This is a genomic window from uncultured Methanobrevibacter sp. (assembly GCF_902771435.1).
In the GTDB taxonomy this organism is placed as follows: domain Archaea; phylum Methanobacteriota; class Methanobacteria; order Methanobacteriales; family Methanobacteriaceae; genus Methanocatella.
Genome location: NZ_CACXXB010000016.1, coordinates 1 through 12,529, shown reverse-complemented (window position 1 = coordinate 12,529; position 12,529 = coordinate 1). Strand labels below are relative to the sequence as shown.

The 12,529-nt window shown below is 34.1% G+C and carries 15 protein-coding genes; 14 read left to right on the top strand and 1 reads right to left on the bottom strand.

Annotated features, from left to right (window positions below; genetic code table 11):
- Positions 1-74: 74 nt before the first annotated feature.
- The 7 genes from nifS to QZU83_RS05535 all read left to right on the top strand — a co-directional run bounded on the left by nifS (position 75) and on the right by QZU83_RS05535 (position 6,833).
- A complete protein-coding gene (gene nifS, locus QZU83_RS05565; RefSeq protein WP_295610341.1) occupies positions 75-1,283 on the top strand; it encodes a cysteine desulfurase NifS in 1,209 nt (402 codons plus the stop codon).
- Between the two features lie 2 nt (positions 1,284-1,285).
- Complete coding sequence (gene nifU / locus QZU83_RS05560) at positions 1,286-1,660, top strand: Fe-S cluster assembly scaffold protein NifU (protein WP_295610340.1); 375 nt, start codon at positions 1,286-1,288, stop codon at positions 1,658-1,660.
- 56 nt (positions 1,661-1,716) lie between these two features.
- Entirely contained in the window at positions 1,717-2,082 is a 366-nt protein-coding gene (locus QZU83_RS05555) for a desulfoferrodoxin family protein (RefSeq protein ID WP_295610338.1), read from the top strand.
- 87 nt (positions 2,083-2,169) lie between these two features.
- Positions 2,170-2,670, top strand: a complete 501-nt coding sequence (locus tag QZU83_RS05550) for a hypothetical protein (RefSeq protein ID WP_295610336.1) — start codon at positions 2,170-2,172, stop codon at positions 2,668-2,670.
- 15 nt (positions 2,671-2,685) lie between these two features.
- The gene (locus QZU83_RS05545; RefSeq protein ID WP_295610335.1) at positions 2,686-4,947 is read left to right on the top strand and encodes a DHH family phosphoesterase; all 2,262 of its coding nucleotides are present in this window, start codon (positions 2,686-2,688) and stop codon (positions 4,945-4,947) included.
- 12 nt (positions 4,948-4,959) lie between these two features.
- A complete protein-coding gene (locus tag QZU83_RS05540) occupies positions 4,960-5,847 on the top strand; it encodes a hypothetical protein (protein ID WP_295610333.1) in 888 nt (295 codons plus the stop codon).
- An 8-nt stretch (positions 5,848-5,855) separates the two neighbouring features.
- Entirely contained in the window at positions 5,856-6,833 is a 978-nt protein-coding gene (locus tag QZU83_RS05535; RefSeq protein WP_295610332.1) for a zinc ribbon domain-containing protein, read from the top strand.
- On the opposite strand, the gene QZU83_RS05530 is transcribed toward QZU83_RS05535, so the two are convergent.
- The gene (locus tag QZU83_RS05530; protein ID WP_295610330.1) at positions 6,830-7,126 is read right to left on the bottom strand and encodes a transcriptional regulator; all 297 of its coding nucleotides are present in this window, start codon (positions 7,124-7,126) and stop codon (positions 6,830-6,832) included. The genes QZU83_RS05535 and QZU83_RS05530 overlap by 4 nt on opposite strands.
- Before the next feature lie 165 nt (positions 7,127-7,291).
- Here QZU83_RS05530 and QZU83_RS05525 point away from each other — a divergent pair, with 165 nt between their 5' ends.
- The 7 genes from QZU83_RS05525 to rrp41 all read left to right on the top strand — a co-directional run bounded on the left by QZU83_RS05525 (position 7,292) and on the right by rrp41 (position 12,472).
- On the top strand, positions 7,292-7,915 hold the full coding sequence (locus tag QZU83_RS05525) for a zinc ribbon domain-containing protein (RefSeq protein ID WP_295610329.1): 624 nt from the start codon (positions 7,292-7,294) through the stop codon (positions 7,913-7,915).
- A 73-nt stretch (positions 7,916-7,988) separates the two neighbouring features.
- Positions 7,989-8,699, top strand: a complete 711-nt coding sequence (gene rnp3, locus QZU83_RS05520; RefSeq protein ID WP_295610327.1) for a ribonuclease P protein component 3 — start codon at positions 7,989-7,991, stop codon at positions 8,697-8,699.
- Positions 8,689-9,045: an Rpp14/Pop5 family protein gene (locus QZU83_RS05515; RefSeq protein ID WP_295610395.1), complete on the top strand. Its 357-nt coding sequence runs from the start codon at positions 8,689-8,691 to the stop codon at positions 9,043-9,045. Before rnp3 ends, QZU83_RS05515 begins: the two co-directional genes overlap by 11 nt.
- 234 nt (positions 9,046-9,279) lie before the next feature.
- Positions 9,280-10,068 carry an archaeal proteasome endopeptidase complex subunit alpha gene (psmA, locus tag QZU83_RS05510; RefSeq protein WP_295610325.1) on the top strand — a complete coding sequence of 263 codons (789 nt, stop codon included), beginning with the start codon at positions 9,280-9,282 and terminating at the stop codon, positions 10,066-10,068.
- Positions 10,069-10,095: 27 nt separating this feature from the next.
- On the top strand, positions 10,096-10,797 hold the full coding sequence (locus QZU83_RS05505; RefSeq protein ID WP_295610324.1) for a ribosome assembly factor SBDS: 702 nt from the start codon (positions 10,096-10,098) through the stop codon (positions 10,795-10,797).
- A 26-nt stretch (positions 10,798-10,823) separates the two neighbouring features.
- Positions 10,824-11,741: an exosome complex RNA-binding protein Rrp4 gene (gene rrp4 / locus QZU83_RS05500; protein WP_295610322.1), complete on the top strand. Its 918-nt coding sequence runs from the start codon at positions 10,824-10,826 to the stop codon at positions 11,739-11,741.
- A gap of 35 nt (positions 11,742-11,776) precedes the next feature.
- Positions 11,777-12,472 (top strand): exosome complex exonuclease Rrp41, encoded by a 696-nt coding sequence (rrp41, locus tag QZU83_RS05495; protein WP_295610394.1) that lies wholly within the window; start codon positions 11,777-11,779, stop codon positions 12,470-12,472.
- Positions 12,473-12,529: the final 57 nt, after the last annotated feature.

Here is a 12,529-nt window from a genome sequence, read left to right as displayed (position 1 = left end):
TAACCCTTTACTCACTTAAAATATTTATATTATTAAATTTAATTTTTTAAAAAACGACAATTGGGAGATAGAGAATGTATTTAGATAACTCAGCAACTACACAAGTAAGTGAGGAAGTATTCGAAGAAATGAAACCATATTTCACAGAAGAGTTCGGAAACCCTTCAACTCTTTACAAATATGGTCGTGAATCTAAAAAAGCATTAGATCAGGCCCGTCAAAGAGTGGCTGATGCAATTAATGCAAAACCTGAAGAAATTATTTTCACAAGTGGTGGATCAGAATCAGATAACCTGGCTATCAAAGGCATTGCTTTAAAATTGGCCAAAAAAGGTAAGCATATTATCACTACTGAAATTGAACACCCTGCTGTAACTGAAACTCTTCATTTTTTAGAATCCCTTGACTTTAAAGTAACTTATTTGCCGGTTTATGAAAACGGTATTATTAAAATTGAAGATTTAAAAGAAGCAATCACTGATGAAACAATTTTAATCACTGTTATGCATGCCAACAATGAAATAGGTACAGTTCAACCTATTGAGGAAATTGGTAAAATCGCAAAGGAACATGGAATCAAATTCCATACCGATGCCGTTCAGAGTTTCGGTAAAATCGAAGTGGATGTTGAGAAACTGAATGTCGATTTGCTGTCTTTATCATCCCATAAGCTTAACGGACCTAAAGGTGTTGGAGCAATATATATCAGGAAAGGAACTCGTCTCGTACCTTTGATTCATGGTGGAGGCCAGGAAAGAGGAATCAGGGCAGGAACTGAAAATGTTCCGGGAATTGTTGGATTTGGAAAAGCCTGCGAGCTTGCAAGTCAGCAATTGGAAGAACACTATGAGAAATTATCTTCAATTAGAGATGAACTCATTGAAAAAGTTTTATCCACTGTTCCTGAATCTTATGTTAATGGAGACAAAGAACATAGACTTCCAAATCTTGTCAACTTCAGATTCAAGGCAATTGAAGGTGAATCCTTAATTCTGTTATTGGATGCTAAAGGATATCAGGCTTCAACCGGTTCAGCATGTTCATCCAATAAGTTGGAGGCATCTCCGGTTCTGACTGCACTGGGTTTAGACCCTGTTGATGTTCACGGTTCTTTAAGAATTTCACTTGCCCCTGAAAGTGATACCTTTGACATCGATGAATTTGTAGGTATTATTGCGGAATCTGTTGCAAGACTTCGTGAAATGTCTCCTTTATGGAATCAGGAAATTGATTATGATGGAGTAATGTGTTCAAAACACGGTGATGATTGTAGGATGTGTTAAATATGGATTATTCAGAAAAAGTAATGGATCATTTTGCAAACCCTAGAAACTGCAGAAAAATGGAAGATGCAAACGGTGTTGGAACTGTTGGAAACCCAACATGCGGAGATTTAATGACAATTTACATAAAGGTTAATGATGATGAAGTAATTGAAGATATTTCATTTCAAACATTTGGTTGCGGAGCAGCTATTGCAACCAGCAGCATGATTACTGAAATAGCTGTTGGTAAAACTGTGGATGAAGCATTAAAAATCTCTAGAAATGATGTTGCAGATGAATTGGATGGTTTACCACCAGTAAAAATGCACTGTTCAAACCTTGCGGCTGACGGACTTCAGGCAGCAATTGAAAACTATAAGGAAAACAATCAATAATAATATATACTTTGATGGATAAAATATCTTTAACCTATTTAAGGAGATGTTTTATTATGGCAAAAATATTAAAATGTGACGACTGTGGAAGCATTATCCAAGTTTTAGTTGAAGACGATGGAGACGCATGTGACGCACACATGCTCAAAATTCCAGTACAAACCGAAGGAGAAAAAGCTCCTAAACACAAACCTGTTGTTGAAATCGATGGTGACAAAGTAACCGTTAAAGTCGGTGAAGCTGCTCACCCAATGGATGATGACCACTACATTCAATTTTTAGTTGTTGAAGCTGGTGCTGAACAATATGCTAAATCATTCAAACCTGGAGATGTTGCAGAAGCTACATTCACTGTAAATGATGCTTCTGATGTAAAAGCATTAGCATTCTGTAACTTACACGGACTCTGGTCCAGTGAATAAGTTTAAAATTTAATTTTAAACTTCTCTTTTTTTATTTAATTTTTTTCATGAAAAATTTTAATTACTTGTTTTAATATACAATATATCGTGTCTAGTTATAGCAAATTAATAATTTTTATTGTTGTTTTACTAGCTATTTCGGCAGCGGTTCTTTTTATCGACAGTTCAACCGATAATATGAATGTTGCAATGCCTGACATAAGTGAAAGCATTGTTGATGGTGATAATGAATATAATGAAGCTGTTGATTTAGTAAACAATAAGAATTTTCATAAATCTAAAGAAAAAGCAGAATCTGCTGGAGATAATTATAATAAAAGCTTGGCTAAATTGCATGAAGTTCAAAGCAATTTCTCTTCGGATATACACGGAGTACATAAGGATTACATTAACACTGTCATAGATGAAGTTGAATTAAAACTTAAAGCCGTTGACTTATTGAAAGAGGCGATTGATTGTTTTGAAGTAAATTCAAATTATACAGGTAGTAATTATGGTTTTGAAGCTAACGATGCAATGGACCAGGCTGTAGAATATCAAAATCAAAGAAATTCAATAGTTGAAGATAATCCTAAGTTATTCAAATGAATGTGAGGTTTTATTTTGAAATCTAAATGTCCAAAATGTAAAGGTATAGGCTCTGTTGTTGTGGACTACAAGGAATGTGATGCCTGTGGCGGAACAGGTTATGAAGATGATTTATTTGATGTAGGCAGTCATTTTAAAGGAGTCAACAGTAAAGCAAAAGCTAAATTTGATTTGGGTTCTGATCAAGATGTTCCATGTGAGATATGCAATGGAAAAGGACAGGTTGAAGTGTTTGAGGAATGTCCTAACTGTAATGGAACCGGTGAAATAAATGTATGCAGGGATTGTGGTAAAGTACTTCCCGGTGAACTTGATTTATGTGATGAATGTAAAGATAAAAGAAAGGTTGAAAAAATGAAACATGATGAATTTGAAGCTCGCCAAAGAGCTGCTCGTGTTGTATATGTTTTAGATTCTTTATGTCAAATGAGAGATATTGACAAAGATAAATTGTATAGAGGTAAAATTACAAGAATTGAAAGATATGGTGCTTTTGTTTCCTTAAATAACAATGTTTGGGGACTTATGAGAGGAGATGTCTCCAACTACAAAGTTGGTGATGACATTGTCGTATTCATCACTGCCATTAAGTCCAGAGAAGGAAAAATTGATTTTGCACCTGCTTTTGTAGATGAATACAAACTCAAGAGATTGACCAAATCCATTTCAAGAACATTAATAAGCAAACTTGAAGAGAAAAAGGGCAAGATTGTTAGAATTGCCGGTGAAGTCCAGCAAATCCAGCAAACTTCAGGTCCGACAATTTTCATCATCACCGATGAAAGCGGAACAACTGAAATAGCCGCATTTGATAAGGCTGGAGAGAGGTCATATCCTGAAATTGAACTTGGCGATGCAGTTCAGGTCATTGGTGAGGTAAACGAACATGGTGGAAAAACTCAAATCGAGTCATCTTCCATGACAAAACTTGGTGAAGAAAACACTCGCAAGCTACATAAATTAATTGATGATGCATTAAACAAGAGAGCTGAACCACAACATGTCGATTTCTTAGTCAAAAGTGATGTTTTAAACAGACTTAAACCAAAGATGAGAGAAGCCGCCCAAAGAATTAGAAGGGCAATCCTTGATGGAAGAACAATCCTGCTTAGACACCACAATGATGCCGATGGTATTTGTTCAGGTGTGGCAATGGAAAAAGCTATTGTTCCTTTAATTGAAAAGGAAAATCCAAGCAATGATGCTCAATATTATTATTTCAAACGTTCTCCAAGTAAGGCTCCATTTTATGAACTTGAAGATGTCGTTAAGGATTTATCATTCGCATTGGAAGACCAGGAAAGGCACGGTCAAAAATTGCCGTTGATAGTTCTTTTGGATAACGGTTCCACTGAAGAGGATATTGTGGCGCTGATGCAGGCAAAGATTTATGATATCGAAGTTGTAGTAATAGACCATCACTCCCCTGGGGACCTTTTAACAAAAGATGAAAGGGACGGCGAAATTTATGGCGCAACAGTTGCAGTGGATGAATATGTCGACTGTCATGTAAATCCATACCTTGTTGGCGGAGATTCCCAATTGACTGCAGGGGCTCTGGCAACTGAAGTGGCGCACCTCATAAATCCGAATGTAAAAGAATTAATTAAACATTTGCCGGCGGTTGCAGCATTAGGCGACCGTGCGGAAAATGGTGAAGTTTATCAATACCTGGAATTGGCCGGTCAAAAAGGTTTTACAAAAGAGCATCTTGCAAAAATTGCTGAATGCGTTGACTTTGAGGCATATTTCCTGAGATTTATGAATGGTAGAGGAATCATGGATACAATCTTGGCTGTGGATAATATTGATAAGCATGAAAAAATGATTGATGCATTATATAAGGAATATCAAAAGAGAATTGATACTCAGCTTAAAGCAGCTCTTCCAAATATCAAAAGAACACAGCTTTCAAACGGCATTTACTTAAATCTCATTGATGTTGAAAAATATGCACATAAATTTACATTCCCTGCTCCCGGAAAAACATGCGGTTTTGTCCATGATCATGTTATAAAAGAATTGGGAGAGGATAAGCCTATTGTGACTTTAGGACACGGTCCTGATTTCGGAGTATTTAGGGCAACTGATGCCGTCAATGAAGAGTATGGTTTTAATGTAAATGATATCGTAGCTACAATGATAAACAGAGTTCCATCAGCAGGTATTGACGGTGGAGGTCATGAATGCGCAGGTTCCATTAAATATATCGAAGGGCTTGGCGAAGAAGTGTTATATAAAGTAGTTGAAGAAATCCAATCATTGTCAAAAAAATAGCTCACGGTAAAAATGATTGTAGGGAATTATTGTAGAAATTGCGGCCATAGGCTTCTTCCGAATGAATCCGAATGTAAGGTCTGCGGATATAAGACAGGCTATAGTCCGTCTTCTCAAAATTATATTTTTGAAGTTCCTATTCATAATATAGGCTTTTTTGACTTCCCTATTGATTTTTCTCCGTATATAGAAAGCAATCGTGACGATCTTGAATTTGAAATCTGCTCATGCGGTTATGTGAATCGTATAGATAATGAATATTGTTATATGTGTGGGAAAAAGAGATCCGTCACCAAATTTGAAAGAATTTTTAAAAAGAATTCCAAACCTGTTTTTTCCATTGATAATGTGCAGTGCGAGTGCGGCGCCATGAATTCCAGAGAAAACGTATTCTGTGAAATGTGTGGAAAACAATTAAAAGAGGATACCCATTATATTAATGAAAATTACAGCAATTTCAATCTTGAGTTTAAAGATTCAATTTTTTGCTTTTGTGGTGAAGAAAACGATAAATTTTCTCTATTTTGCAGAAATTGCGGTCTTCCATTGGTTAATTATGGAAAAACTAATGATATTTTTATTTTATGTACCTGCTCTACAATTAATGAAAGCACTTCCGATTTTTGCATTGAATGCGGAGCAAATCTTAATTATGAAAATTCGGTTGTTCTTTGTGTCTGCGGTGAGAAAAATCCGAAAGGCACCAAATTTTGCAGAAATTGCGAAAGACCTTTAAATCCTCAAAAAACTTTAAAAACTAGGATAATTTGTTCCTGTGGGGAAATTTTAGATTGGGACAGTGATTATTGTCATAATTGCGGTAAAAATATAAAATCGGCTTTTATTCGTAAAAATTCCATTAAGTCTACAGTGAAATCTATTAAAGGCATGTTCAGGTAAGTGATATTTTGATAAATTGTGATGTTTGCGGAACACTAAACTTCAAGGAAAATAATTATTGCACTCATTGTGGCAATAGGTTAATAACTGAGCATTTCTGTCCTTACTGTGGAGAAGTGAACCTGGATTATGATACACACTGTGCAAAATGCGGAAAGCAAATCAATCCCATTACTATTGATGATTTTGATACATTATTCAGCGAGTTCAATGATGATTTATTGGCAAATGCAAAAATAAGTGACGAAAAATATAACCGGATGCTATCAAACATATTTGCACGGGCCGATTTTTATGAAATTTACGGAGATACAATTAAAAATAAAATTTTGAATTTCGCATCAATATTTACTGAATGCAAAACTAAATCACGGGGTTATGAGCGAGGGTTCATATTTTTTGGAAATGCTATTCATTATGATGACCGTTTAAGCGATTCTCTTCAGATTTCCACAATAATTCACGAATTAGGTCATTATTTTTTGTTTGAGATTATTGAAAATGTATTGTGTGACATATTTAAGGTAAAAACATCCACTACACTGCAAAGTTTTGTCTGGTATTTTTTAACTCTTCCCGAATTCAGAATCATGAATGAATACTGCGCCCATACGGTTGAAGGAAGATTTATTCCATACGGCTATCAGAATTACGGTTCATTCAATCTGTTGGTTGAACAGTTGGAAATCAGCAAGGAAGCGTTGGATGGCATGGTCGTTTTTGGAAATACATTTGCAAATGAAATAATTGTTTATCTTGAAAAATATATTGATGAAGGATTGAGAGAAGAGATAAAAATACAGTATATGAAGGATGCCATTGAACCAACATATAAATCAATACTGACTGAAACAGAAGACTGCTTGCCGGAAACTTTGAAAAATATGACTTTAATAAAAATTTTACATGATATTTTTAGAGAAGCATCGGAAAAGAATATAATAAAAGAATTAGAAGAGATAAAAAAAGGAATAGAATCAAATTAATCTTTTTTCTGTTTCTTTTCTTTGGATTCTATAGTTTCTAAAACACCTTTTCCAGTGTCGGTTAACCTATATAATCTTCCTTTACGAGCTTCCTCATTAATACATTCAACAATATCTTTGCTTTTTAATTCACTTAGAACTTTTGAAATATGATTAGTTCTAATTCCACTGTCTTTTGCAATATGAGTTGGTATCTTAACTTCATTTCCAATTGATTTTAAAGTTTTTTCTCTGTATTTGGAAATTTGAACATATGAAGTTAATTTCAAAAGCTCATCATTTTCTTTGGACATAATCATTTATTTATTGTTTATACTATAAAATATTTTATACCATCTTATAATATTAATGTAATTACTTTAATCACTGCTTTAATGTTGTTTTACTTATTTAATGGAACTTGTGAATCTTTAAATAATTTGTGGTAAAATATATTATATAACTAATATGTGGTTTAAATGAAATGTGAAAATTGTGGTTTTGAAAATAAGGATACAGCAAAATTCTGCACAAAGTGTGGAGCTGTTTTAAATACTCCTGAAATACCCGGTAATGATACAAAAAGTAATGATAATACCAAATATATTATTATTGCATTAGCTATTGTTATTGTGGTTCTTGTTGGTTGTGTAGGGTATTTTGCAGGTACCATGAATACTGATAGTGGTTCTGCACAGGATACTTCCGCCCAGTCAACTTCATCTTCTCAAGGGTCTTCAGATAGCGCTTCCGACTCTCAATCCACTACTACGGAGTCTCAATCAGAGTCAACATCAAGCAGTGAATCCAAATCCTGGGAGTCTATAGGCAGTTACTCAGGTTCGGGTTCAGGTTCACAGACAGTTAAGGTTCCTGCAGGTCAGATAATGGTAAAACTTTCAGCATATCCTATAAAGAATTATGCTACTAACCATTTATATGTTTCAGGTCCTGGAGGATCTGGAGGTGTAGATTGGGGTTCATACAGTGATGTAGAAACAAGATCTGACTCATTCTCATTTACTTCATCATCATCTGGAACCTATACAATTGATTATTATGAAACCGTAAGTTGGGAAGTTGAATTCTATCGTTATCAATAAGTGATTTTTTCAAATCACTTTTTTTTTAATTTTTAATAAATTATTAATATAAATAAACAATAAATTTACAACTATGTTTTTTGATTTGAATATTAAGGGAAGTAGCCTGGAAAATAATTTAAATTTGGCTATGGAAGCTTCCAAATATGGGTGGGACCACATTAATTTTTCATATAATCAAAATGATTTTAAAGATGCTTTAGATATTAAAAATGAGTTGTCTGATAAGTTGGAAGGCATTATTAATTTTGATTATACATTAGAGATTTACTCAAATAATGTTAATGAAGTAAAAAAGACCGCTCGTAAGTTCAGAAATAAATCTTCATGCATTTCAGTTATTGGAGGAAATTTGAAAATCAACAGGGCTACCGTCGAAACTATTCAAATCGATGTTTTATCAAGGCCTTATCTGAGAAGATACGACGGCGGAATCAATCATGTTTTAGCTAAAGAAGCTGTTAAAAACAATGTTGCTATTGAGCTGTGTTTTAAAGATGTTTTAAGAAGTTATCTGTCCCACAGGTCAAAGGTTATCTCTAATTTTAAGGATATCTATACCTTATATAGGAAATATGATTTTCCGTTAATTTTATCCAGTCGTGCAGAGTCTGTTTTTGACATCAGAACAACCCATGACTTTATGGCGTTTTTCAAACAGACAGGTCTGAATGATTCTGAAATTGACAAATCATTTTTAACCGCTCAAAATATTCTGGAATTTAATGAGGATAGGGACAAAATGATTTTCCATGGTGTTAGGAGGGTTGATGATGAAGCTTAAGGTTTTGCCGCCAACTTTAAGAAAAAACAATAGGTATTTAACCATTGAAATCAAATCTGAATCTCCAATCGTTAAGGATGATCTGGTTACAATCGTATGGGATGCATGTGTTCGTTTCCAGGGAGAATGCAATACCTCTAATTTTAACTTATGGGTCATGAAATTTTATGAAATGGAAAAATCAGAGGATTATTATTCATATAAGTCAATTGTTCGATGTCAGAGAGGGTATGTGGATGACGTCAGATCTGCGCTGGCACTGGCCAACAAATATAATAACTGCAGGATTGCAATCACAACAATCGGTTTGTCAGGCACTATCAAGGCATCACAAAAATATATTTAATTACTTTTTGTAACTTTAAAATAGAAACATTTATAAATAATTTATATTATAAATAACAATTGGATTTATGGAAAAAAGAATAATAAAATATTTTAATAGACTACAATGTAGTGATTAAAATTAAAATTTACCTTTTCATGGAAGATTTGGTTTTGATTTTGAATATATTTTTTTACGTAGTTGAATTAAAATTTTTAATATTTATAAAAATATTGTATATGTGAGGTATTTATTATGCAACCTTTACAAAATGCTGGATATGATAGAGCTATTACTGTATTTAGCCCAGATGGAAGACTTTTTCAAGTAGAATATGCAAGAGAAGCTGTTAAAAGAGGAACTACCTCTATAGGTATTAAAAGTTCTGAAGGAATTATTTTGGCTGTCGATAAAAGAACTACTTCAAGTTTAGTGGAAGCATCATCTATCGAAAAAATATTCAAGATTGATGAACACATTGGAGCAGCTACTTCAGGTCTTGTAGCAGATGCAAGAGCTTTAGTTGAAAGAGCTAGAGTCGAAGCGCAAATAAACAAAATTACCTATAGCGAACCTATTCGCGTAACTAGCTTATCTAAAAAGTTATGCGACATGTTACAGTTATACACTCAAAATGGTGGAGTAAGGCCATTCGGTTCCGCTTTAATCATCGGTGGTGTATACGACGGCAAATGTAAACTTTTCGAAACTGACCCAAGTGGTGCATTGATTGAATATAAGGCAACCGCTATCGGTTCAGGAAGGGCTACTGCCATGGAAATATTTGAAGAACAATATTGTGATGATTTGACTTTGGAAGAAGCTATTACCTTAGCTTTAACTGCCATTAATGAAGCCACTGATCATGATACCACTTCAAAAAATGTTGAAATTGCAGTTATCAAAACCGAAGATGAAAAATATGTAAAACTCTCTCCAGATGAAGTACAAGAATACATTGATGAGATACTCGTCGAAGAGGAAGAGGAAGAAGAAGAGTCTGAAGAAGAGTCTGAAGAAGATTCACAAGAAGATGAAGAATAATTTTTAATATTGTTAGGGGATGTTTCAATGGTCAATGTTGATGAAGCTATTATTGCTAAATATGAATACTGCGGTGAACATTTTGAAATATTGGTTGACCCTGATTTGGCAGCTGATTTTAGAAATCCGGATGGCCCAGATGTTGCCATTGAAGATCTTTTAGCTGTTGAAGAAATTTTCAAAGATTCCAAAAAAGGAGATAAGGCTTCTGATGAAGCCATGAATAAAATTTTTGAAACTACCGATCCTATTGAAGTTTCAAGAATCATACTTGAGAAGGGGACTGTTCAGTTAACTGCCGATCAAAAAAGAAAAATGCAAGATGATAAAAGAAAACTGGTCATCAATAAAATTGCAAAAGAGGCGGTAAATCCTCAAAACGGACTTCCCCACCCTGTTCAAAGAATTGAAAATGCATGTGATGAGGCAAAGGTTAGATTTGATCCGTTCATATCTGTTGACCAACAAGTTCAAACAGCCTTAAAAGCCATTAAACCGCTTATTCCTATTAAAATTGAAAAGGCAAAAGTCGCTGTCAGACTTCCCGGTGCTGCAGCAGGTAGAGCTTACACTACCATTCATGGCTTTGGCGAGATTGTTAATGAAGAATGGCAACAAGATGGTTCCTGGATCGGCATTATTGAAATGCCTGGAGGTCTTCAAAATTCTTTCGCAGCAAAAATGGCTGAAATTTCAGGTGGAGAAGCGGAAACTAAAGTTATTAAATAATAATTAATTATGCTTATGGGATTATTATGATATACGTGGAAAATAAAGATTTAGTTATTCCTGGTCAGATTTTGTCTGACGATGAATACTATTCAGGAAGAGGTACCTTTAAAGAAAATGGTAAAGTCTGCTCTTCTTTAATAGGACTTGTTTCTTTAAGGAATAAAAAAATAAGGGTTATTCCTCTTAAAAGTAAATATGTTCCTAAAAAAGGAGATGTTGTAATAGGTAAGATTAATGATGTCAGATTCTCAATGTGGGATGTTGATATTAATTCACCTTATTCTGGAATTTTACCTGCTTTTGAAGTGTTTGGTCGTGAGAAAAAAGAGCTCAACAAGGTTTATGATGTTGGGGATGTTCTATTTTTAAGAGTTGTCGATGTTGATGAAATCAAAAAGGCAAAACTCGGTTTAAAAGGAAGAGGAATGGGCAAATTTAAAGGAGGAATCATTGTAGATATCGCTCCAACCAAAGTTCCTAGGTTAATCGGTAAAAAAGGTTCCATGATTAACATGATTAAAGATAAAACTAACTGTAAAATCGTTGTTGGTCAAAATGGTCTTGTCTGGGTAAAAGGAGACGAAGACATGGAACAGCTTACCAAAAACATTATTCATTTAATTGAGGCTGAAGCTCATACTTCTGGTTTAACAAATAAAATCAAAAACAAATTATACCTTGCTATTGATGGTGAATTACCACCTGAGGAAACTCCTAGTGAAGAGGAAGAATTTGTTTTAGAAAAACCTAAGCTTCAAAATTTTAAAGAAGAATTAGAACAAGAAGAAAGAGAAGCTGAAGAAAAAGAGGAAAAAGAAAAAGAAGATAAGCCTAATATTGCTGAGGTCATTGAAGAATTAAGGAAAAAAACCAAAAACAAAGATAATTCTTTATCTTTAGGCGGTAACTCAAATAATTCTTTTATTTTGAATAATAAATAATGATTATTAATTCTTCGTATTAAAATGAGGTAGATATAATGTCTGAAATGATAAGAGAAGATGGTAGGAAATTTAATGAATTGCGCCCTATCAAAATTGAAGCAGGAGTTCTTGAACGTGCAGATGGTTCTGCTTATTTAGAAGTTGGAGGAAATAAAATTTTAGTAGCCGTATATGGTCCTAGGGAATCATATATAAGAAGGTTGCTCGAACCTAATTCTGGTGTTATTAGATGCAGATACAACATGGCACCATTTTCAGTAGATGACAGAAAAAGACCAGGACCAGACAGAAGGTCATCCGAAATTTCTAAAATTACAGCTGATGCATTAAGACCAGCTTTAATGTTGGAAAATTATCCTCGTTCAATGATTGATATTTATATAGAAGTAATTGAAGCTGAAGGAGGAACCCGTTGTGCAGGTATCACAGCAGCAGCAGTTGCATTAGTTGATGCCGGTGTGCCTATGAAGGATATTGTTGTAGGCTGTGCAGCAGGTAAAGTAAATGATGAAATTGTACTTGACTTATCTGAAGTTGAAGATAAAGAAGGTCAAGCTGATGTTCCTATAGCTATGATGCCAAGAACCGGTGAAATCACATTATTACAAAGTGATGGTAATTTAACTGAAGAAGAATTTGCAAAAGCAATTGATTTAGCTATGGAAGGATGTCGTCAAGTAAGCGAACTTCAAAAAGAAGCTTTAATGAAAAAATATTCTACAGAATAGTGGGTGGATAATATGGATATAGTACCAGAAATTACAAGACAAAGTATTACTAACCTT

Excerpts from the sequence above, each read along its gene's own strand:
- psmA (WP_295610325.1), top strand. The coding sequence starts at position 9,280 with ATGCAACCTTTACAAAATGCTGGATATGATAGAGCTATTACTGTATTT.
- nifS (WP_295610341.1), top strand. The coding sequence starts at position 75 with ATGTATTTAGATAACTCAGCAACTACACAAGTAAGTGAGGAAGTATTC.
- QZU83_RS05515 (WP_295610395.1), top strand. The coding sequence starts at position 8,689 with ATGAAGCTTAAGGTTTTGCCGCCAACTTTAAGAAAAAACAATAGGTAT.
- QZU83_RS05555 (WP_295610338.1), top strand. The coding sequence starts at position 1,717 with ATGGCAAAAATATTAAAATGTGACGACTGTGGAAGCATTATCCAAGTT.
- QZU83_RS05525 (WP_295610329.1), top strand. The coding sequence starts at position 7,292 with ATGAAATGTGAAAATTGTGGTTTTGAAAATAAGGATACAGCAAAATTC.
- rnp3 (WP_295610327.1), top strand. The coding sequence starts at position 7,989 with ATGTTTTTTGATTTGAATATTAAGGGAAGTAGCCTGGAAAATAATTTA.
- rrp4 (WP_295610322.1), top strand. The coding sequence starts at position 10,824 with ATGATATACGTGGAAAATAAAGATTTAGTTATTCCTGGTCAGATTTTG.
- QZU83_RS05530 (WP_295610330.1), bottom strand. The coding sequence starts at position 7,126 with ATGTCCAAAGAAAATGATGAGCTTTTGAAATTAACTTCATATGTTCAA.
- QZU83_RS05540 (WP_295610333.1), top strand. The coding sequence starts at position 4,960 with ATGATTGTAGGGAATTATTGTAGAAATTGCGGCCATAGGCTTCTTCCG.
- nifU (WP_295610340.1), top strand. The coding sequence starts at position 1,286 with ATGGATTATTCAGAAAAAGTAATGGATCATTTTGCAAACCCTAGAAAC.
- QZU83_RS05505 (WP_295610324.1), top strand. The coding sequence starts at position 10,096 with ATGGTCAATGTTGATGAAGCTATTATTGCTAAATATGAATACTGCGGT.